General features: G+C 63.6%; 20 protein-coding genes and 1 rRNA gene. 10 read left to right on the forward strand and 11 right to left on the reverse strand.

Annotation, left to right across the window (positions count from 1 at the left end; translation table 11 throughout):
* Entirely contained in the window at window positions 1-1,098 is a 1,098-nt protein-coding gene (waaF, locus tag AB5Y72_RS17520) for a lipopolysaccharide heptosyltransferase II (protein ID WP_042078220.1), read from the reverse strand.
* 317 nt (window positions 1,099-1,415) lie between these two features.
* Here waaF and AB5Y72_RS17525 point away from each other — a divergent pair, with 317 nt between their 5' ends.
* Entirely contained in the window at window positions 1,416-2,204 is a 789-nt protein-coding gene (locus AB5Y72_RS17525; protein WP_042078240.1) for a glycosyltransferase family 2 protein, read from the forward strand.
* A gap of 88 nt (window positions 2,205-2,292) precedes the next feature.
* Here the strand turns inward: AB5Y72_RS17525 and AB5Y72_RS17530 are convergent, their stop codons facing one another.
* A complete protein-coding gene (locus tag AB5Y72_RS17530; protein ID WP_216991412.1) occupies window positions 2,293-3,336 on the reverse strand; it encodes a glycosyltransferase family 9 protein in 1,044 nt (347 codons plus the stop codon).
* Window positions 3,337-3,556: 220 nt separating this feature from the next.
* On the opposite strand from AB5Y72_RS17530, the gene coaD reads away from it, so the two are divergent.
* Complete coding sequence (coaD, locus tag AB5Y72_RS17535) at window positions 3,557-4,039, forward strand: pantetheine-phosphate adenylyltransferase (RefSeq protein ID WP_042078222.1); 483 nt, start codon at window positions 3,557-3,559, stop codon at window positions 4,037-4,039.
* Between the two features lie 93 nt (window positions 4,040-4,132).
* On the opposite strand, the gene AB5Y72_RS17540 is transcribed toward coaD, so the two are convergent.
* The 6 genes from AB5Y72_RS17540 to radC all read right to left on the reverse strand — a co-directional run bounded on the left by AB5Y72_RS17540 (window position 4,133) and on the right by radC (window position 7,795).
* Complete coding sequence (locus AB5Y72_RS17540) at window positions 4,133-5,005, reverse strand: VirK/YbjX family protein (protein WP_368199338.1); 873 nt, start codon at window positions 5,003-5,005, stop codon at window positions 4,133-4,135.
* Between the two features lie 177 nt (window positions 5,006-5,182).
* A complete protein-coding gene (gene mutM, locus AB5Y72_RS17545) occupies window positions 5,183-5,995 on the reverse strand; it encodes a bifunctional DNA-formamidopyrimidine glycosylase/DNA-(apurinic or apyrimidinic site) lyase (protein ID WP_042078224.1) in 813 nt (270 codons plus the stop codon).
* A gap of 27 nt (window positions 5,996-6,022) precedes the next feature.
* Window positions 6,023-6,478 (reverse strand): hypothetical protein, encoded by a 456-nt coding sequence (locus AB5Y72_RS17550; protein WP_042078225.1) that lies wholly within the window; start codon window positions 6,476-6,478, stop codon window positions 6,023-6,025.
* A gap of 90 nt (window positions 6,479-6,568) precedes the next feature.
* Window positions 6,569-6,736, reverse strand: coding sequence for a 50S ribosomal protein L33 (gene rpmG / locus AB5Y72_RS17555; RefSeq protein WP_005323752.1), 168 nt, complete (start codon window positions 6,734-6,736; stop codon window positions 6,569-6,571).
* 11 nt (window positions 6,737-6,747) lie between these two features.
* Window positions 6,748-6,984: a 50S ribosomal protein L28 gene (gene rpmB / locus AB5Y72_RS17560; protein ID WP_005307492.1), complete on the reverse strand. Its 237-nt coding sequence runs from the start codon at window positions 6,982-6,984 to the stop codon at window positions 6,748-6,750.
* Window positions 6,985-7,120: 136 nt separating this feature from the next.
* Complete coding sequence (gene radC / locus AB5Y72_RS17565) at window positions 7,121-7,795, reverse strand: DNA repair protein RadC (protein ID WP_042078226.1); 675 nt, start codon at window positions 7,793-7,795, stop codon at window positions 7,121-7,123.
* A gap of 147 nt (window positions 7,796-7,942) precedes the next feature.
* On the opposite strand from radC, the gene coaBC reads away from it, so the two are divergent.
* The 4 genes from coaBC (at window position 7,943) to AB5Y72_RS17585 (ending at window position 11,473) form a co-directional block, all read left to right on the forward strand.
* Window positions 7,943-9,145 (forward strand): bifunctional phosphopantothenoylcysteine decarboxylase/phosphopantothenate--cysteine ligase CoaBC, encoded by a 1,203-nt coding sequence (coaBC, locus tag AB5Y72_RS17570; protein ID WP_368199335.1) that lies wholly within the window; start codon window positions 7,943-7,945, stop codon window positions 9,143-9,145.
* Window positions 9,146-9,235: 90 nt separating this feature from the next.
* Window positions 9,236-9,694 carry a dUTP diphosphatase gene (gene dut / locus AB5Y72_RS17575; protein ID WP_010676116.1) on the forward strand — a complete coding sequence of 153 codons (459 nt, stop codon included), beginning with the start codon at window positions 9,236-9,238 and terminating at the stop codon, window positions 9,692-9,694.
* Window positions 9,695-9,763: 69 nt separating this feature from the next.
* A complete protein-coding gene (slmA, locus tag AB5Y72_RS17580) occupies window positions 9,764-10,360 on the forward strand; it encodes a nucleoid occlusion factor SlmA (RefSeq protein ID WP_042078227.1) in 597 nt (198 codons plus the stop codon).
* 279 nt (window positions 10,361-10,639) lie between these two features.
* Window positions 10,640-11,473, forward strand: coding sequence for a mechanosensitive ion channel domain-containing protein (locus tag AB5Y72_RS17585; RefSeq protein ID WP_209794460.1), 834 nt, complete (start codon window positions 10,640-10,642; stop codon window positions 11,471-11,473).
* Between the two features lie 123 nt (window positions 11,474-11,596).
* Here AB5Y72_RS17585 and AB5Y72_RS17590 read toward each other — a convergent pair whose 3' ends face one another.
* Window positions 11,597-11,785 (reverse strand): holin, encoded by a 189-nt coding sequence (locus AB5Y72_RS17590; protein ID WP_209794463.1) that lies wholly within the window; start codon window positions 11,783-11,785, stop codon window positions 11,597-11,599.
* 413 nt (window positions 11,786-12,198) lie between these two features.
* On the opposite strand from AB5Y72_RS17590, the gene pgi reads away from it, so the two are divergent.
* A complete protein-coding gene (gene pgi, locus AB5Y72_RS17595) occupies window positions 12,199-13,848 on the forward strand; it encodes a glucose-6-phosphate isomerase (RefSeq protein ID WP_042078232.1) in 1,650 nt (549 codons plus the stop codon).
* A gap of 257 nt (window positions 13,849-14,105) precedes the next feature.
* On the opposite strand, the gene ilvC is transcribed toward pgi, so the two are convergent.
* Window positions 14,106-15,587: a ketol-acid reductoisomerase gene (gene ilvC, locus AB5Y72_RS17600; protein WP_216991406.1), complete on the reverse strand. Its 1,482-nt coding sequence runs from the start codon at window positions 15,585-15,587 to the stop codon at window positions 14,106-14,108.
* Window positions 15,588-15,800: 213 nt separating this feature from the next.
* On the opposite strand from ilvC, the gene ilvY reads away from it, so the two are divergent.
* The 3 genes from ilvY to AB5Y72_RS17615 all read left to right on the forward strand — a co-directional run bounded on the left by ilvY (window position 15,801) and on the right by AB5Y72_RS17615 (window position 19,651).
* Window positions 15,801-16,694, forward strand: a complete 894-nt coding sequence (gene ilvY / locus AB5Y72_RS17605) for an HTH-type transcriptional activator IlvY (RefSeq protein ID WP_209794469.1) — start codon at window positions 15,801-15,803, stop codon at window positions 16,692-16,694.
* A gap of 95 nt (window positions 16,695-16,789) precedes the next feature.
* The gene (locus AB5Y72_RS17610; protein ID WP_209794471.1) at window positions 16,790-16,981 is read left to right on the forward strand and encodes a hypothetical protein; all 192 of its coding nucleotides are present in this window, start codon (window positions 16,790-16,792) and stop codon (window positions 16,979-16,981) included.
* Window positions 16,982-17,071: 90 nt separating this feature from the next.
* Window positions 17,072-19,651 carry a bifunctional acetate--CoA ligase family protein/GNAT family N-acetyltransferase gene (locus tag AB5Y72_RS17615; RefSeq protein WP_325782713.1) on the forward strand — a complete coding sequence of 860 codons (2,580 nt, stop codon included), beginning with the start codon at window positions 17,072-17,074 and terminating at the stop codon, window positions 19,649-19,651.
* A gap of 79 nt (window positions 19,652-19,730) precedes the next feature.
* Here AB5Y72_RS17615 and rrf read toward each other — a convergent pair.
* Window positions 19,731-19,845, reverse strand: a 5S ribosomal RNA gene (gene rrf, locus AB5Y72_RS17620).
* Window positions 19,846-19,999 lie beyond the last annotated feature (154 nt).

Consider the following 19,999-nt stretch of genomic DNA (forward strand, 5'->3'; position numbering starts at 1 on the left):
TTATCGGCCTTCGCCCCCGTCGGCGGCCTGAGCCACCGGCTGCAGCGCGATCACCCGATCCTCCGGCTCGCTCCGCTCCAGTCGCTTGCCAGCCTCGATGACCTGCTCCGGCATCAGCTCGATCAGGCACTTGAGGTGGCCGAACTTGCAGGTGCGCTTGAAGCAGGGGCGGCATTCGATATCGGTGTGGACGATCTCGACCCTGTCCGCCAGGGGCGGCGTGTAGAGGGGCGAGGTGGAGCCGTAGACGCCGATCAGCGGCCGGTTGAGGGCGGCCGCCACGTGCATCAGGCCCGAGTCGTTGGCGATGACCCGACCGGCCAGGGCCATCAGATCGATCGCCTCGTGCAGGCTGGTCTTGCCCGCCAGCACGTGGCAGTTGGGGCGTGACAAGGGGTTGATCCGATCGCGGATGGTGTTGGCCACCTCCACGTCCTTGCCCGAGCCGAAGATCCACACCTGCCAGCCCTCGTCGAGGTGCTTCTGGGCCACCACGGCGTAGTGCCCCTCCGGCCAGCGCTTGGCCGGGCCGAACTCGGCCCCCGGACAGAGCACCAGCACGGGGCGGGCGCGATTCAGGCCGAGCCGCTCCAGCGCCTTGCCCTGGTTGACGAGATCCACGTGCAGGGAGGGATGGGGAATGGCGGGGATGTCGGCCCGGCTCTTCATCTGCCCCTTGGGGTAGGCCAGCGCCAGATAGCCTTCCACCATCAGCGGGAAGGCCTGCTTGTTGCTGCGCATGTCGTTGAGCAGGCCGAAGCGGTGCTCCCCCTTCCAGCCGGTGCGCACCGGGATCCTGGCAAACCAGGGGATGAGCGCCGACTTCATGGAGTTGGGCTGGATGATGGCCTGATCGTACTGCTCGGCGGCCAGCTGCTTGCCGAGCCGGCGGCGGGCCCCCAGCTTGAAGTCGCCGTGGCCGAGCGGCATGGGGATGGCTTTGTCCACCTCGGGCATGCGCTCCAGCAGCGCAACGCACCAGGCCGGCGCCATCACATGGAGCTCGCTGCCCGGGTGGTTGCTCTTGAGCGCCTTGTAGAGGCTCTGGGACATCACCATGTCGCCGACCCAGGAGGGGCCGATCACCAATATCTTCATCGCGCGTCTTCTCTCGGGACTAGCCCGGCTGTTGATCGTTACTGGGCGAGATTATGCCCCAAGAAAGGCCGAAGAAATAACAGAAGATACCCGTCAGCCCCGCCGGACAGCCTCTTTGTCGGGATCCGCTGCGCCCGCTCAACCACACAAGCACCTTTCCCGCCCCGATAGAGGCGTGCCGGGCGCCACCAGATGCCACGGTGGCAGGCAAGCCGGTCAAATGAGCCCAGCCCATGCCCCGGCCGGGGTTTTAGGCTAGAATGGGCGCCAATCCGAGCATGACCCGCCCGCCGGGTGCCAATGAGAGTCCCTTGCCTGTGAAAAAACCGACCCTGGCGGCCGTCCTGATCGTCAAGAACGAAGCCGACAACCTGCGTGCCTGCCTCGCCTCCCTCGAAGACCTGGTGGATGAGATCGTCGTCCTCGACTCCGGCAGTCAGGATGACACCCCCGCCATCGCCGCCGAGTTCGGCGCCCGCTTCTTCGTCAACACGGCCTGGCCCGGCTTCGGCCGCCAGCGCCGCCTCGCCCAGTCCCATGTCCAGTCCGACTGGGTGCTGTGGCTGGACGCGGACGAGCGGCTCACCCCCGAGCTCAGGAGCGCCATCCAGGACGTCATGGCCAACCCGGCCAGCGACACCATCTACTCCATCCCGCGCCTCTCCTGGGTGTTCGGTCGCTTCATCCGCCACAGCGGCTGGTACCCGGATCGGGTGCTGCGCCTCTACCCCAAGGCGCTGACCGGCTACAATGAGGCGCTGGTGCACGAGAAGGTGGAGGTACGCGCCAACATGAAGATCGTCAACCTGCACGGCGACCTGCTCCACTACACCTACCGGGATCTGGAGCACTATCTGGTCAAATCCGCCGGCTACGCCCGCGCCTGGGCCGATCAGCGCACCGCCCGCGGCAAGAAGGGATCCCTGGGCCAGGGGCTGGTGCACGCCGTCGGCTGCTTCCTCAAGATGTACCTGCTCAAGGCCGGTTTCCTCGACGGCAAGCAGGGACTGCTGCTGGCCATCCTCTCCGCCCACTCCACCTTCGTGAAGTACGCGGACCTCTGGATCCGCCAGCAGCCCCAGGCACCGGATCAGGCTGGCAAGTAAGCCACCAGCAAACCCTGGCTGCCCGTCGGCAGCTCCCGTGACGAGACAGGGCCCCTCGGGGCCCTGTCTGCATTTCCTGTGTTCGCTCTCAGCCCTCGGCGCGCCAGAACGGCGGCGCCCAGCGGGCGATCGCCGCCGCCATGGCCTTGGGATCGAGCTGGCTCATGTCATCCGGATGATCGCTGTCCTCCGGCGGGCTGAACGCCAGATGGCGCCCCTCGCTGTTGAGGGGTCGCCAGCGCAGCGGCGTGGCGGAGCGGTGCGCCGGGAAGACGCCGACGGTCGGCACGTCCAGCGCCGCGGCGATGTGCAGCGGCCCTGTGCTGCCCGCCACGAACAGGGCGGCATTGGCCATCACCTGGCAGAACTTCGGCAGCCCCTCGTCGGAGCGATAGATCCAGCCGTTGCCCCCATGGGCCAGCAGTTCGGCCGCCAGCTGCTCCGCCTTCCCCTCCTCCCCCGGCCCCGCCGTCAGCACGCACTGCAACTCGGGACAGGCCTGGTTGAGCTTGATGATGAGGCGCGAGTACTGCTCGATGGAGAGGTTGTTGGCCGAGCCGCCGCTGCCGGCGTGCACCATCAGCCAGGGGCGGCTGGCGTCGAGCCTGAGACGGGCGGCGACCTGCTCGCGCACCTGTTGCAGGCTCTCGGGGTCGAAGCCGAGGTAGGGCCCCTGGGGCTCCACCACCGCCTGGTGCTGGTCGGCGAGGAAGCGGCGCACCAGATCCAGGTTGTATTCGTACTCCGGCTTCTGGGAGCGGGAACGGCGCTGCACCAGGCGCTGGTTGTAGAGCACCTGGGCCAGCTTGGTGGCCGGGGCCAGCCGGTAGGGAATGTGCGCCTGCCACACCAGCTTGGCATTGCGGGTGTTGGAGAAGAGGCAGATGGAGGCATCGAAGGCGGCCGCCTTGATGCGCGCCAGCAAGGCCCGTTGCTGCTCCTTGTCGGCCCGGGCACCCGGATCCAGGATGATCTCGTCGATCCAGGGGCAGAGGCGGGCCAGCGGCGCCGTGTAGGCGGGAACCAGGGCAGTCACATGACACTCCATGGAGCGCTTGAGCATGGCAAAGCTCGGCCAGGCCAGCATGAAGTCACCAATCTTGTCATTGCGGACTACCAGAATACGTTTCATAAAAAATCCCTATGCTCCCTGTCACCAATGAAGGAGGCTTGATGCGCGATGCGGGTATTCTTGCCTGATGCAGGGCTATTCTCAAGCGAAGACGCCACGGGGCCCCGATTTGTGCGGACGAAGCAGGGGGCTCACGCCAGGATCCGCGCCATCGCAGTCGCACCGGACCGGCAACAGCCCCTATAATGCGACCAACTTTCCGGCTTCAGGAATCACCAGCATGACCAACAAGGTAATCTATCCCGGCACCTTCGACCCCATCACCAATGGCCATACCGACCTCATCGGCCGGGCCGCCCGACTGTTTGACGAAGTGGTGGTCGGGGTCGCCAACAGCCCGAGCAAGCGGCCCCTGTTCGATCTGGCGGAGCGCGTCCAGCTGGCCCGCCAGGTGACGGCGCACCTCCCCAACGTCAAGGTGGTCGGCTTCTCCGGCCTGCTGGTGGATTTTGCCAGGGAGCAGCAGGCCAACGTGCTGATCCGGGGCCTGCGCGCCGTCTCCGACTTCGAATACGAATTCCAGCTGGCCAACATGAACCGCCGCCTGATGCCGGAACTGGAGAGCGTCTTCCTCACCCCGGCGGAAGAGAACTCCTTCATCTCCTCCACCCTGGTGAAGGAAGTCGCCCTACACGGCGGTGACATCCACCAGTTCGTCGATCCCCTGGTGGCGCAGGCCATCGCCGCCAAGCAGAAAGGGTGACCCCTTCCCCCACCGGCAACAATGCACAAGGGCTACCCGCGGGTAGCCCTTGTTGTATTAGTCTCGTTGTGTTGACCACGGCCAGCTTGCCGGTTACTGGCGGGCAAACTGCCCGGCCATCCCCTGCACCAGCAGATCGAGCCACTCGTAGCGGCGCCGGTACATGGCCCTCTTCTTGGAGGCGATCTCCTCCAGCGGCTTGCGCTGGGCTGGCTGCAGCCGCACGAAGTTGCTGTCCAGATCGATGGCGCCAAACTCCTGCCACAGGGCGTCATAATCCGCCTGCAGGCAGGCTTTCTTCTTCTTGCTGTAACGCCTGGCCTGGAAGATGTGCGCCCTCATCCGCACGGCCGAGACGCGGCTTGCCCCCATGGCTCCGGCCAATGCCAGCACCAGCATCACCACCAGCGACCTGGGCCTCAGGCCGTGGCCCGCCCTGGTCAGGGCCCGCACCTTCCCCTGGGGCTCTGCCACACTGGGCTCGGGCCCCTGCACCGACCCTATCACCAGCGCCAGCTCGCGCTCGTTGCCCGCCAGGGAGAAGGCGCAGCTGTAGAGCCGCTCGCCTTTCTCGTTGACGATGGAGAGAGCCAGCTCCGCCTCCCGGCGAAAGGTGCCGTCGTGGCGCAGCACGATGCGATAATCCCCCTCGGGATAGCGGCCAAGTTCGATCCCCTCCCCCAGATAGAGCGGGTCGATGAGATCGGGATAAAGGCCCAGCAGCAGGCGGTAGTGATCCTCCACCATCCTGACCCTCTGGTTCACCGTCGAGCAGGCGAACCGATAGGGCCGTATCGGCTTGTCGAGCAGTTCGGGGTGGTGGGCAGGCAGGGCCCTGAGGGGTTCGGTCTGAAACAGTTCGAACACCCGGTTCAGCTGCGGCCGGTAGAGCAGGCTGCGCAGCACGAACTTGCCGCGATTGAAGGTCTTGCGGGCACTGTCGTCGGGATAGAGGAAGCGGGCCATTTTTTGGGCGCAATAGTGCCCCTGCCGGGATAAATGATCCCAGTCTATTGATTTAGCTGTCATTTTTGTTACCTCGCAGCCTGAACTGGCGAGATGGTAGTCATGGGCTGACGCGGCTTCAACAGACTGGCAATACTCTCTTACAACTTGGCCGATCCCGGCTCAACAATCGGCCTTTCAGCGCTGGCAGTAGGAGCAGAACACCGTGGTGCGCTGGCCCATCCTCACCTCGGTGAGCAGGGTGTGGCAGTGGAAACAGGGTTGGCCGCCCCTGCCGTAGACCTGCAGCTGCTGGACGAAATAGCCCGGCTTGCCGTCGGCGCTGGTGAAGTCCTTGAGGGTGGTCCCCCCCTGGCGGATGGCTTCAGTCAGCACCCGCTTGATCTCGCTCACCAGGGTGCCCAGCCGCTCGGCGCTGATGTTGCCTGCCGCCCGTTTGGGGTGGATGCCGGCGGCATAGAGCGCCTCGTTAGCGTAGATGTTGCCCACCCCGACCACCACGTGATTGTCCATCAGGAACTGCTTGATGGCGGTGCTGCGCCCCCTGGCCCGCTCCCGCAGGTAGTCGGCGCTGAAGGCGTCGGTAAGCGGCTCCGGCCCCAGCTTGGCGAGCAGGGCGTGGGCCTCGGCCGGTTCGCGGGTCCACAGCAGGGCACCGAAGCGGCGCGGATCGTTGAGTCGCAGCAGCTTGCCGTTGGCCAGCTCGATATCCACGTGATCGTGCTTCTCGGCCGGGGTGCCTATGTCCAGCACCCTCAGGCTGCCGGACATCCCGAGGTGCAGGATGGCAGTGCCGAAGTCGGTCTCCAGCAGCAGGTATTTGGCACGGCGGCGGACCCGGTGGATGACGAGATCCACCAGTTCCTGGATTTCGCCGGGCACCGGCCAGCGCAACCGGCCGTCCCGCACCACCACTCGGGTGACCTTGATGCCGGTGAGCCAGGGCGAGATCCCCTGGCGACTGACTTCGACTTCCGGTAATTCGGGCATAAACGGGCCTCTCGCTCAGAGCAGGGTTCAGGGGGTGGGACGCATCAGGTCACGGTACTGCGCCTGGCTCAGGCTGAGCCAGGTCGAGGGAGGCAGCAGGGCGGCAAACTTGCCGTCGTCCTGATAGAGCCCCACCTCCACGGGATCGCTCTGACCGGCGATCCAGATCTTGAGGGTCACCGGCGTGCCGCGCACGGCCTCGCCGGGCGGCAGCAGCCAGCCCTGCCAGGCCTCGATACGGGCGGCCAGCCGGGCGCTGTCGAGCCCGAGATCCGGCCCGCTGCGCCAGCCCTGGCCGATGCGCTCTATCTGCCAGCTCGGCCCCTGCCAGGTGAGCACCACGGCGTTCTCCGGCAACAGCGGACGCGGTCGCTGGGCGCTGTTCTCCTGCTGGGCCTGCTCCAGCCGGTGCAGCAGGGTAATGACGATCAACACGACCACGATGATCACGTTGTTCCAGCCTTTGCGGCTCAATTTGAACATGGCTAGCCTCCCTTCGAACCGGCAGTGTACTGAATTCCAGCCATAAAAAAACCCGGCACTAGGCCGGGTTTTTGCAGCGAAACCAAGTGATTACTTGATTTTGCCTTCTTTGTAGATCACATGCTGACGAATCACGGGATCAAATTTCTTGATCTCCATTTTTTCGGGCATGGTGCGCTTGTTCTTGGTAGTGGTATAGAAGTGACCAGTACCGGCGCTGGAGTTCAGGCGAATCTTATCGCGAATACCTTTAGCCATGATCTAATTCCTTATACCTTAACGCCGCTGGCACGCAGTTCAGCCAGAACCACTTCAACGCCGCGCTTGTCGATGATACGCATGCCTTTTGCGGATACGCGCAGGCTCACGAAGCGTTTTTCACTCTCAACCCAGAAACGGTGAGTGTGCAGGTTCGGCAGGAAACGACGCTTGGTAGCGTTGTTAGCGTGCGAACGGTTGTTACCAACTGCCGGGCGCTTGCCGGTTACTTGGCATACTCTAGACATGTCAGTCTCTCCAAATCTTACTTCATTGCTCGAGCAAATATCTGCCCCGCTGGCCTTCGATTGCGGGGCAAACAGAAGGCGGCATTTTATACAGCATCCGTGATCAAAGATCAACTAATACAGTGCCAGAGCCCAGTCACAACCAACCACGCTCTGCGAAAGAAACCGTGATGCCATCACCGATCACCAGGTGATCAAGCACTCTGATATCGACCAGGGCCAGGGCGGCCAAGATCCGATCCGTGATCTGGCGGTCCGCCCGACTGGGCTCGGCCACGCCGGACGGGTGATTATGCGCCAGAATCACGGCGGCTGCATTATGTTTGAGCGCGATCTGCACGATTTCCCTGGGCCAGACGCTCGCCGAGTCCAGGGTACCGTAAAAAAGTTCGACGAACCGGACCACCCTGTGCTGGTTGTCGAGCAGCAACAGGGCGAACACCTCCCGCTCGCGATCCCGCAACTGGGCCTGCAGAAAGTCCCGGGTCAGCTGGGGCGAGGTGAGCGCCTCTCCCCGCTGCAGCTGCTCGGCCAGATGACGCCGGCCCATCTCCAGCACCGCCTGCAACTGGGCATACTTGGCCGGCCCCAGCCCATGAGCCCCGCAGAAGGCCTGCTGCTCGGCCCCGAGCAGCGCCCGCAGGGAGCCAAACTGGCTGAGCAGCTGGCGGGAGAGATCCACCGCGCTCAGGCCGCTGACCCCGGTGCGCAGGAAGATGGCCAGCAGCTCGGCATCGGAGAGCGCCGTCGCCCCGCGCCGCAGCAGCTTCTCCCTCGGGCGCTCATCCTCTGGCCACTCCTTGATGCTCATTTGTCTCTCCCTCATTGCTGTTGAGAGAAAACATAGCAAAGAATCGCGGGAGCCCGACCACAACTCCCCCATGTCAGCCTCTGTCGCCGTCCATCGCCTGTGCTATCTTACCCGACCAGTCAGAGTGAGCCGGAAGAGATGCAGCAGATGAGATTGGCCGATAAACGCATCCTGTTGGGTGTCAGTGGCGGGATCGCCGCCTACAAGAGTGCCGAACTGGTACGTCGCCTGAAAGATCAGGGGGCCGAGGTGCGAGTGGTGATGACCCGCTCCGCCAAGGAGTTCATCACCCCGCTGACCCTGCAAGCCGTCTCTGGTCACCCGGTGGCCGACAGCCTGCTGGACCCGGCCGCCGAGGCGGGCATGGGTCACATCGAGCTGGCCAAGTGGGCCGATCTGGTGCTGATCGCCCCCGCCAGCGCCAACCTGATGGCGCGCATGGCCGCCGGCATGGCGGACGAGCTGCTCACCACCCTCTGCCTGGCCACCCCGGCACCGGTCGCCCTGGCGCCCGCCATGAACCAGCAGATGTATTGCAATGCCGCCACCCAGGCCAATCTCAAGACCCTGGCCGGCCGCGGCATCCTGCTGTGGGGGCCGGATTCCGGCAGCCAGGCCTGCGGCGACGTGGGCCCGGGCCGCATGCTGGATCCCCTCGACCTGGTGGAGCGCTGCTGCCAGCAGCTCGCCGCCGAACCGCTGCTGGCGGGGGTCAGGCTGCTGCTGACCGCGGGGCCGACCCGCGAGGCGCTGGACCCGGTGCGCTACATCAGCAACCACAGCTCCGGCAAGATGGGCTATGCCATCGCCCGCGCCGCCCGTGAGGCGGGCGCCGAGGTGACCCTGGTGAGCGGCCCGGTCGCCCTGCCAACGCCCCTGGGGGTTGAGCGGGTCGACGTGGAGAGCGCCTTGCAGATGCATGAGGCGGTGATGAGCCGGGTCGGCCAGTGCGACCTCTTCATCGGCTGCGCCGCCGTGGCGGACTATCGCCCCGCCCAGGTGGCCAGCCAGAAGATCAAGAAGAGCGGCGACAACGACCAGATGGCGCTGACCCTGGTCAAGAATCCCGACATCATCGCCGATGTGGGAGCCTTGTCAGACAAACCCTTCACCGTCGGATTTGCCGCCGAAACCGTGGATGTGGAACAATACGCCCTCGACAAACTTCGACGTAAGCGGCTGGACATGATCGCCGCCAACGATGTGTCCCGTGCCGGCCAGGGCTTCAATGCCGATGACAACGCCCTGACCGTCTTCTGGCAGGGGGGTCAAGCCGCACTGCCCCTGGCCGATAAGCTGACGCTGGCTCGTCATCTGGTCGCCCTGATCGCACGCCACTATCGACCTTAAGCCCTCTCCCGGGCCCGTTGAACATGCCGGGTGCCCCGCGGGCACCCGCTGAACCACCCGATCGCCCGGCGATCCAATTGAACGATATTCATGACGACACAAATTGAACTGAAAATCCTGGATGCCCGCATCGGCACCGACTTCCCGCTGCCCGCCTACGCCACCCCGGGTTCCGCCGGCATGGACCTGCGCGCCCTGCTGGATGCCCCGCTGACCCTGGCCCCCGGCGACACCACGCTGGTGCCGACCGGGCTTGCCATCCACATCCAGGATCCAGGTCTGTGCGCCACCATCTTGCCCCGCTCCGGTCTCGGCCATAAGCACGGCATCGTGCTGGGCAACCTGGTGGGCCTCATCGACTCCGATTACCAGGGCCAGCTGATGGTCTCGGTATGGAACCGCGGCAACGACAGCTTCACCATGCAACCCGGCGAGCGCATCGCCCAGCTGGTGATCCTGCCGGTGGTCCAGGCCAGCTTCCAGCTGGTCGACGAATTCAATCAGAGTGAACGGGGTGAAGGCGGGTTTGGTTCTTCTGGTCGCCAATAACAAGACCACACCGGCCCCGGGGCCGGTGCCAAATAACAGAATCAAGCCATTGTTTTTTTAGGGGAATCCATGGCAAGCAGTAACCAGAAACAGAGTCGGCGCGATCAGATCCTGCAGGCACTCGCCCACATGCTGGAAACCAGCCCGGGCCAGCGTATCACCACGGCACGCCTGGCGGCCGAGGTGGGCGTGTCCGAGGCGGCCCTCTACCGGCATTTTCCCAGCAAGGCGAGGATGTTCGAGGGGCTGATCGACTTCATCGAGGATTCCCTGCTGTCACGGGTCAACCTGATCATGGCCGAAGAGAAGGACACCATGGCCCGCTGCCACCACATACTGCAGCTGTTGCTGGTGTTCGCCGAGCGCAACCCGGGCATCACCCGCATCCTCAACGGCGACGCCCTGCTGGGGGAGCACGATCGGCTGCGGGATCGCATCAGCATCCTGTTCGACAAGCTGGAAACCCAGCTCAAACAGGCGCTGCGGGAGAAGCGGCTACGGGAAGGCCAGGGCTTCCAGCTCGACGAGACCATGCTGGCCAACCTGCTGCTCGCCTATGCGGAGGGCCGCATCAGCCAGTTCGTCCGTTCCGAGTTCAAGCTCAAGCCCACCGCCGGGTTTGAAGACCAGTGGCAGTTTATGCGCAGCCAGCTATTGCAAAGCTGAGTCAGAGGGCCGGATCACCCGATGCGTCCGCCCCGAGTTCAAGCTCAAGCCCACCGCCGGGTTTGAAGACCAGTGGCAGTTTATGCGCAGCCAGCTATTGCAAAGCTGAGTCAAAGGGCCGGATCACCCGACGCAGGTGGACTGGAACACGGAGGGAGGCCTTGGCCTCCCTTGTTTTTTGTGGCACAAAAGAAATGATGAGCACCAGATGCGACCCAGGCTGTCGCGCGTCGGTGTTAGATTCACGCGCCATCCACCTTTAGAGCAACAGGATACCTTATGGAACCCGAGATCATTACCGAAGCACAGACCTGGCTGGTCAACAACCAGGGACTGATCATCGAGTATGCGGTCAACATCGCCGCCGCCCTGCTCACCCTGCTGATCGGTTACATCGCCGCCAACATCCTCAGCGGTGGCGCGGTCAAGGTGATGCAAAGCCGCAAGCTGGATACCACAGTCACCCACTTCGTCGGCAGCATCCTCAAGTACACCATACTGGTGTTCGTGGTGATTGCCGCGCTGGGCAGGGTCGGGGTACAGACCGCCTCCTTCGTGGCCATCATAGGTGCCGCCGGCCTGGCCATCGGTCTGGCGCTGCAGGGGTCCCTCTCCAACTTCGCCGCCGGTTTCCTGCTGATCATCTTCCGCCCCATCAAGGCGGGGGAATTTATCGAGGTCGCGGGGACAGCGGGGGTCGTACAATCTGTGCAGCTGTTCACCACCACCCTCACCTCGGGTGACAACAAGATGGTGGTGGTGCCGAACTCCGCCATCCTCAACGGCACCATAGTCAACTATTCGCGCATGGACACCCGCCGCGTCGACATGACCTTCGGCATCGGTTACGGCTCCGACCTGCGCAAGGCCAAGCAGATCCTGGAGCGTCTGGTGAGCGAAGAGCCACGCATCCTGAAGGATCCCGAGGCCACCATCGCCGTCGCCGCCCTGGCCGACTCCTCGGTCAACATAGTCGTGCGCCCCTGGGTCAAGACCGGCGACTACTGGGGTGTCTGGTTCGACTTCCACGAGAAGGTGAAGCTGACCTTCGACGCCGAAGGCATCGAGATCCCCTTCCCGCAGATGGTCATGCACATGCAAAAGCCGCAGTAATTCGCACGGCGTGGTGATCCAATGCCAGCCTTCGGGCTGGCATTGTTGTTTGTGGATCCCGGCCGAGCCGGCCACCGGGATCGGCTACGGGCCTCCCGTGGGCAACCCGCGGCCGGGCCGCACTCAAACCAGCCGGTGTGCCAACCGGTTGAGCAACGGCTGCACCAGCACATAGCCACCCAGCACGGCCCCCATGACCGCCAGCACCCGCATCTCCAGGGTCGGGGCGGCCGTGGTCAATGCCAGGGTCAGCAGGCCGATGAGGCCGGTGGCAATCAGGCTAAGGGCAAACAGGGACAGTACGCGTTTCATGTCGATCTCCTCGTTCCAACAGCCATCCCTGGGAGCATCGTCCATCTGACCGGATGATAACCGGCTCCGGACGGAGCAAGTTTGCGTTTGCGCATAAAATCGACGAAAAGGTGTATTGTCTGGGGCCTTTCACCGGGATGGAGGCTGCGCCTCCCCGACCCCGGACTGAAAGCCCTTTCACCCGGGAGAAGCCGTGCCAAGCATGCGCAAACGCAAGATCCGGCCGCCATGGGTGACTCATAATCACCGCGTTTTGGTTGTAAACTCCTTCGACGACAGACAATTGGTAAAGCTCTGTTACACGGACCGCACAATGAGCCCGGTATAATGGGCCCGGCATAGTGCTCGAATAATAAGGTTTGGCGGGGCCTTGCCTGCAAGGTTCAAACACAACTTGGAAGACTGATAATCCTATGAAAAACATCAATCCAACCCGGACCCAGGCCTGGCAGGCGCTGGAAGCCCACTTTGCAGCTAACAAAGAGACTCGGCTCAAGGATCTGTTCGCACAGGATCCGAAGCGTTTCGACAAATTTTCCCTCACCTTCGGTGGCGACATCCTGGTCGACTACTCCAAGAACCTGATCACCGAGGAGACTCTCAAGCTGCTGGTGAACCTGGCCAACGAGACCGACCTGCGCAGCGCCATCGACGCCATGTTTAACGGCGACAAGATCAACATGACCGAAGGGCGTGCCGTGCTGCACACCGCCCTGCGCAACCGCTCCGACCGCCCCATCGAGGTGGATGGCAAGGACGTGATGCCGGAAGTGAACGCCGTGCTGGCCAAGATGAAGGGCTTCTGCGAGAAGGTCATCGGCGGCGAGTGGAAGGGTTATACCGGCAAGCCGATCCAGCACGTGGTCAACATCGGCATCGGCGGCTCGGATCTCGGCCCTGTGATGATCACCGAGGCGCTGCGTCCCTATAAAAACCATCTGGAGATGCACTTCGTCTCCAACGTCGACGGCACCCACATCGCCGAGACGCTCAAAAAGATTGATGCGGAAACCACCCTGTTCCTGGTGGCCTCCAAGACCTTCACCACCCAGGAGACCATGACCAACGCCCTGACCGCCCGCGACTGGTTCCTCGGCCACGCCGGTGACAAGGCGCACGTCGCCAAGCACTTCGCCGCCCTTTCCACCAACGGCAAGGCCGTGGCCGAGTTCGGCATCGACACCGACAACATGTTCGAGTTCTGGGACTGGGTCGGCGGTCGTTACTCCTCCTGGTCCGCCATCGGCATGCCCATCGCCCTCTCCCTCGGCTTCGAGCACTTCGAAGCCCTGCTGCAAGGCGCCTTCGAGATGGACATGCACTTCGCAACCGCCGCCTATGAGCAGAACGTGCCGGTGCTGCTGGCCCTGATCGGCCTGTGGTACAACAACTTCCATGGCGCCGAATCCGAGGCCATCCTGCCCTACGATCAGTACATGCACCGCTTCCCCGCCTACTTCCAGCAGGGCAACATGGAGTCCAACGGCAAGTACGTGGATCGCGACGGCAACCCGGTCGACTACCAGACCGGCCCCATCATCTGGGGTGAGCCGGGCACCAACGGCCAGCACGCCTTCTACCAGCTGATCCACCAGGGCACCAAGCTGATCCCCTGCGACTTCCTGGCGCCGGCCATCAGCCACAACCCCATCGGCGATCACCATCCGAAACTGCTGGCGAACTTCTTCGCCCAGACCGAGGCACTGGCCTTCGGCAAGAGCAAGGAAGCGGTGGAAGCCGAGTTCCTGGCCGCCGGCAAGACGCTGGAGCAGGTCAAGGATCTGGTGCCGTTCAAGGTGTTCGAGGGCAACCGCCCGACCAACAGCATCCTGTTCAAGCAGCTGACCCCGAAAACCCTCGGCTCCCTGATCGCCATGTACGAGCACAAGATCTTCGTGCAGGGCGCTATCTGGAACATCTTCAGCTTCGACCAGTGGGGCGTGGAGCTGGGCAAGCAGCTGGCCAACAAGATCCTGCCGGAGCTGGGCAACGACGAGGCCGTCACCAGCCACGACGCCTCCACCAACGGTCTGATCAACACCTGGAAAGCCTGGAAGGCCTGATCGCTCACGCCTTCCTGAACGCAAAAGCCCCGCTCGATGAGCGGGGCTTTTTATTGCCGGATACCGGCGTTGCCATCCTTTGGAGATCTGGCCAGGTGTCTAAGCCAGCCAGAAGACGGGGATCGTCACCCCCGCCCCTTCTGATACAGCGCGGTGAAGGCTTAACCGCCGACGGCGATACGCTTCATGTCCTTCATGCAGCCGCGCAGGGTCTGGCCGATCTTCTCGCACCTGGCATCGTTGCGGGTCATGCCAGATTAGCCGCCGACTGCGATGCGCTTCATGTCTTTCATATAACCGCGCAGGGTCTGGCCGATCTTCTCGATGGGGTGATTGCGGGTCGCCTCGTTGGCGGCCAGCAGCGCCAGGTTGTCCACGGCCTTGCTCTCGGCACGGGCACTGCCCAGATCCCCCGCTTGCAACGTCGGCATGAAGTGCTCGCGCAGGAGCGGCACGGCGGCGTTGGCGAACAGATAGTTGCCGTACTCCGCGGTGTCGGAGATGACCACGTTCATCTCGTACAGACGCTTGCGGGCAACTGTGTTGGCGATCAGCGGCAGCTCGTGCAGGGATTCGTAGTAGGCAGACTCTTCATAGATGCCGGAGGCCACCATGGTCTCGAACGCCAGCTCGACACCCGCCTTGACCATGGCCACCATCACCACGCCATTGTCGAAGTACTCCTGCTCGGCGATCTTGCCGGCATAGGCCGGGGCATTCTCGAAGGCGGACTTGCCGGTCTCTTCGCGCCAGGTGAACAGCTTGACGTCATCCTCGGCCCAGTCGGCCATCATGCCGCGGGAGAACTCGCCGGCGATGATGTCGTCCATGTGCTTCTCGAACAGCGGGCGCATCAGGGTCTTGAGCTGCTCGGAGAGCTCGAAGGCACGCAGCTTGGCCGGATTGGAGAGCCTGTCCATCATCAGGCTGATGCCACCCTGCTTCAGGGCTTCGGTGATGGTCTCCCAGCCGAACTGGATCAGCTTGCCGGCATAGGCCGGGTCGGTCCCTTCGGCAACCAGCTTGTCGTAGCAGAGCAGGGAGCCGGCCTGCAGCATGCCGCACAGGATGGTCTGCTCGCCCATCAGGTCGGATTTCACTTCCGCCACGAAGGAGGATTCCAGCACGCCGGCACGGTCGCCGCCGGTGGCGGAGGCCCAGGCCTTGGCGATGGCCATGCCCTCGCCCTTGGGGTCGTTCTCCGGGTGCACGGCGATCAGGGTCGGCACGCCGAAACCACGCTTGTACTCTTCACGCACTTCGGTACCCGGGCACTTGGGCGCCACCATCACGACGGTGAGGTCGGCGCGGATCTGCTGACCCTCTTCCACCACGTTGAAGCCGTGGGAGTAGCCCAGGGCGGCGCCCTGTTTCATCAGCGGCATCACGGTTTTCACCACGTCGGAGTGCTGCTTGTCCGGGGTCAGGTTCAGCACCAGATCGGCGGTCGGGATCAGCTCTTCATAGGTGCCGACCGCGAAGCCGTTGTCGGTGGCCTTCTGCCAGGAGGCGCGCTTCTCGGTGATGGCGGCCTTGCGCAGGGCGTAGGAGATGTCCAGCCCGGAGTCGCGCATGTTCAGGCCCTGGTTCAGACCCTGGGCACCACAGCCCACAATCACCACCTTCTTGCCCTTGAGCACGTTGCAGCCGTCCGCGAACTCCTCGCGCTGCATGAAACGACACTTGCCCAGCTGGGCCAACTGCTGACGCAGGTTCAGGGTGTTGAAATAGTTAGCCATGGTGATTGCTCCGTTCGATTGATTCCATGCCGGGTAACGGCGTTGTCCAAACCACTATAGCGTGGGACACTTATTGCCTGAACTGATATATTCGAAACAGTACGTTGCATTTATTGAAATGTGAGACGCCGCAATCTCGCCCCGTTTCGCCGCCACAGGGCGCAAGGAACCACGAACGCCGTCGCCACTACACGCCTTAGCAGGAATTGAAAGATGGATCTTCGCAATCTCGAGCTGTTTCTCCACCTCGCCGACTCCCTCCATTTCGGCAAGAGCGCCGACGCCATGGCGGTCAGCCCCTCCACCCTGAGCCGCGCCATCCAGCGGCTGGAGCAGGAGACCGGCTGCGTGCTGTTCGAGCGGGACAATCGCTCGGTGCGGCTCACCCCTGCGGGCGAGAAGCTGCGGGAGTTTGGCGGCAGCCTGTTGCAGGAGTGGCGCCGACTCAGACAGGAGCTCAAGCGCAGCGACGAACCGCTGCAGGGCCGGCTGCGGGTCTTCTGCTCGGTGACTGCAAGCTACTTCCTGCTACCCGAAGTGCTGGAACGCTTCCGCCGCCGCTATCCCCAGCTGGAGATCAAGCTGGAAACCGGGGACCCGGCGCTGGCGGTGGACAAGATCCTGGCGGACGAAGCCGATCTGGCCATCGCCGCGCGGCCGGACGCGCTCTCCTCCAAGCTGGAATTTGCCAGCCTGCAGCAAGTCCCGCTGGTCTTTATCGCCCCCCGGGCCGCCCCGCAGTCGAGCCAGTGGTTCCAGCAGGGCGAGCCGGACTGGGAGAGGCTGCCCCTGATCCTCTCCGAGCAGGGGCTGGCCAGAAAACGCTGCGATCAGTGGCTGCGCAACAAGGGGATAGCCCCCAACCTCTACGCCGAGGTGGCGGGCAACGAGGGCATAGTCGCCATGGTGGCGCTCGGCTTTGGCGTTGGCGTGGTTCCCGCCGCCGTGATCGATCACAGTCCCATGGGGGACAAGGTGCGTATCGTCGAGCCCAAACCCGCCCTCAAGCCATTCGATGTGGGCATCGCCGTACAGAAGAAACGGCTGGAGGAGCCGCTGATCCGCGCCTTCTGGGATACGGCGCGCGGCCAGAACGGTGCACGCTGAGCCCGCAACGGGTCGGTGTCAAATGTGTCAGTATGAAAGTCGCGCAGAAGAGGAGAGACTGGCCGCCACATCCAGCCACCATCAGGGGATAGAGCGTGAGCCAGCATCTTGTCGAAATCCGCAGTGCCATCCTGTTCGCAGAATATCTGCAAAGCCTCGGGGTTCAGCGCCATGAACTCGATCGGGAACAGGAGATCTATTTGCAGGACAGGCACCTGGCCACGGTGCAATGCATTCAGGGCGAGCTGCGCTTTTATCTGCGCGCCAATGCCCTGGCCCGGTCGTGATCCGCAATCGGTCACAGATCGCGCACGCAAAGCGTATTAGACTGGCACCATCCGTCACCCTCGCCCCGGGGGTCGCCACGAGGAGTGCCCATGAAACCAAGCGGCCTGGATCGCCTCTTCAAACCTCACTCTATCGCCGTCATCGGCGCCTCCGGCGATCCGCAGAAGGCCGGCCATGTGGTCATCAGGCACCTGCTGGCAGGCCAGTTCAAGGGCCCCGTATTGCCGGTTGCACCTCACAGCCAGGCCGTCGCAGGGGTACTAGCCTATCCCGATATCGCCAGCCTGCCCCTAGCGCCGGATCTCGCCATCGTCTGCACCCGGCGCGAACGGGTGTTGCCGCTTATCGAGGAGCTCGGCAAGAAGGGAACCGGGGCCGCCATCATACTGGCTGCCCAGTTCTCCGGTGACGAGCGCCAACGGCTCAGAGAGCTGTGCCGGCAGTACGGCATCCGCCTGCTCGGCCCCAACAGCATGGGCATGCTGCTGCCGGGCCAGGGGATCAACGCCAGCTTCTCGCCCATCGCCGCCACCCCGGGGCAGGTGGCATTTCTCTCCCAGTCCGCTGCAGTCAGCACCACCATCCTCGACTGGGCCAAGCAGCGCGAGCTCGGCTTCTCGGCCTTCATCTCCCTCGGGGATCACTGCGACATCGACTTCGGTCAACTGCTGGATCAGCTCTCCCGCGACGGGGCAACCCGCGCCATCCTGATCTACATGGACAAGCTGCACGATGCGAGGCACTTTCTCTCCGCCGCCCGCGCCGCCTCCCGCAACAAGCCCATCCTGGTGCTCAAGAGCGGCCGGCACGACCCGGCCAACGGCCTCGACAACGTCTATGACGCCGCCATCCGCCGCGCCGGCATGTTGCGGGTGCGGGACACCCACGAGCTGTTTGCCACCGTCGAGACCCTGAGCCACTCCCTGACGCTCAAGGGGGAGCGGCTCGCCATCCTCTCCAATGGACGCGGCCTCGCCAACATGGCAGCAGACGTCCTGCTGTCTCGGGGGGGCAAGCTGGCGATGCCGCCCCTCGACATCGGCAGCGATGCCGATATCGAGGCCTACAAGAGCGCGCTGGAAACTCTGTTGCAAGGGGAGGGCGCCGACGCCATCCTGCTGATCCACGCCCCATCGCTGACCGCCCGCGGTGTGACACTGGCACACGAGCTGATCGCCTTTATCAGGCAGCATCCCAGGGCCAGGCGGTTCAACATCCTCACCAACTGGGCGGGGGAATACTCCGCCCAGGAGGGGCGTCGCCTGTTCAACGAGGCGGGGATCCCCACCTATCGCACTCCGGAGAGTGCCGTTACCGCCTTCATGCACATGGTGGAATACCGCCGCAACCAGAAGCAGCTGATGGAAACCCCGGCCTCTCTGCACGGGGACAGGCTCGATGTCGAGCGCTGCCAGCAACTGCTCCGGCAGGCGCTGGATCGCCAGCAGCGCGTGCTGGATACCCACCTCGCTCACCCCATCTTGCAGGCCGCCGGGCTCTCCACCCTGTCCACCTGGATTGTCTCCGATGCCATCGAGGCCGCCCTGACGGCGGAGCAGATAGGCTACCCGGTGGCGGTGAAGTTGCGCTCCCCCGACATCGCCCATAAGTCCGAAGTACACGGCGTCATGTTGAATCTGCGCACCTCGGCGGAGGTCGCCCAGGCGGCGGACGCCATCCTGGACAGGGTACGCCAGCACGATCCCGGCGCCCGCATCGAGGGCCTGCTGGTACAGCGCATGGCCCGCCGCAGCGGCGGGCTGGAGCTGCGGATCCGCCTGCAGCAGGATCCCGTGTTCGGCCCCGTCATCCTGCTAGGGGAGTCCGGCGCCGAGCCCCGCGAGATGGTCGCCGCCCTGCCGCCCCTCAACCAGGCGCTGGCGCGCTACCAGATCATCGGCGCCCTCAAGGACGGCAAGATCCGCGAGCAGGCCAGCCCGGTACGGCTCGATATCGACGCCCTCGGCCAGGTGTTGTGCCAACTATCCGAGCTGCTGTTGGCCTTCCCCGAAATCCAGGAGCTGGATCTGCACCCGCTGCAGGCCTGCGGCGAAGAGATGGTGATCCTGGATGCCCGCCTGGTGTTGATGGAAAAGGGGCAACCGATGTTGCCGCTGGCCATTCGTCCCTATCCCACCGAGCTGGAGGAGGGCGCCTGGCTCAAGGATCAGAGCCATGTGCTGCTTCGCCCGATCCGGCCGGAGGACGAACCGGCCCACAAGCAGTTCGTGCTGCAAGTCTCCGACGAAGACAGGTACAAGCGCTTCTTCGCCGATGTAGGGGAGCTGGGCCATGAGGAGCTGGCCCGTATGACCCAGATCGATTACGACCGGGAGATGGCCTTTGTCGCCGTGGGACAGGATGGGGAACGGAAAGAGCAGATCTTAGGGGTGGTACGCGCTATCTCGACGCCGGATCTGAGCGACGCCGAGTTTGCCATCCTGGTGCGCTCCGACCTGAAAGGGCTGGGGCTTGGCAAGCTGATGATGGAGAAGATAGTGCGCTATGCCAGAGAGCGCGGCATAGTTCAGCTGTCGGGCATGACCATGCCCAGCAACCGTGGCATGATCAACCTGGCCAGGCGACTCGGCTTCAAGATCGATATCCAGCTGGAAGATGGCGTCGTCAATATGGTGCTGCCCTGTGCGGAGCGGGTCGAAGGGGCGTAACGTACAGAAAATGGAAGGGATGAAGAATTTCAGGCATTAAAAAACCCCGCTCAAATGAGCGGGGTTTTTCGTGTTGGGTGCCTGGCAGTGTCCTACTCTCGCATGGCGAATGCCACACTACCATCGGCGCTACAGCGTTTCACTTCTGAGTTCGGCATGGGGTCAGGTGGTTCCACTGCGCTATTGCCGCCAGGCAAAATCTTCAATCTGAAAAAGCTGATTTAATTATTCGTTCTCGGTATCTGCTACAAGCCTTCGAACACTTCTTGGGTGTTGTATGGTTAAGCCTCACGGGTAATTAGTATGGGTTAGCTCAACACGTCGCCGCGCTTACACACCCCACCTATC

The organism is Aeromonas sp. R7-4, assembly GCF_040908055.1.
Classification (GTDB): domain Bacteria; phylum Pseudomonadota; class Gammaproteobacteria; order Enterobacterales; family Aeromonadaceae; genus Aeromonas; species Aeromonas sanarellii.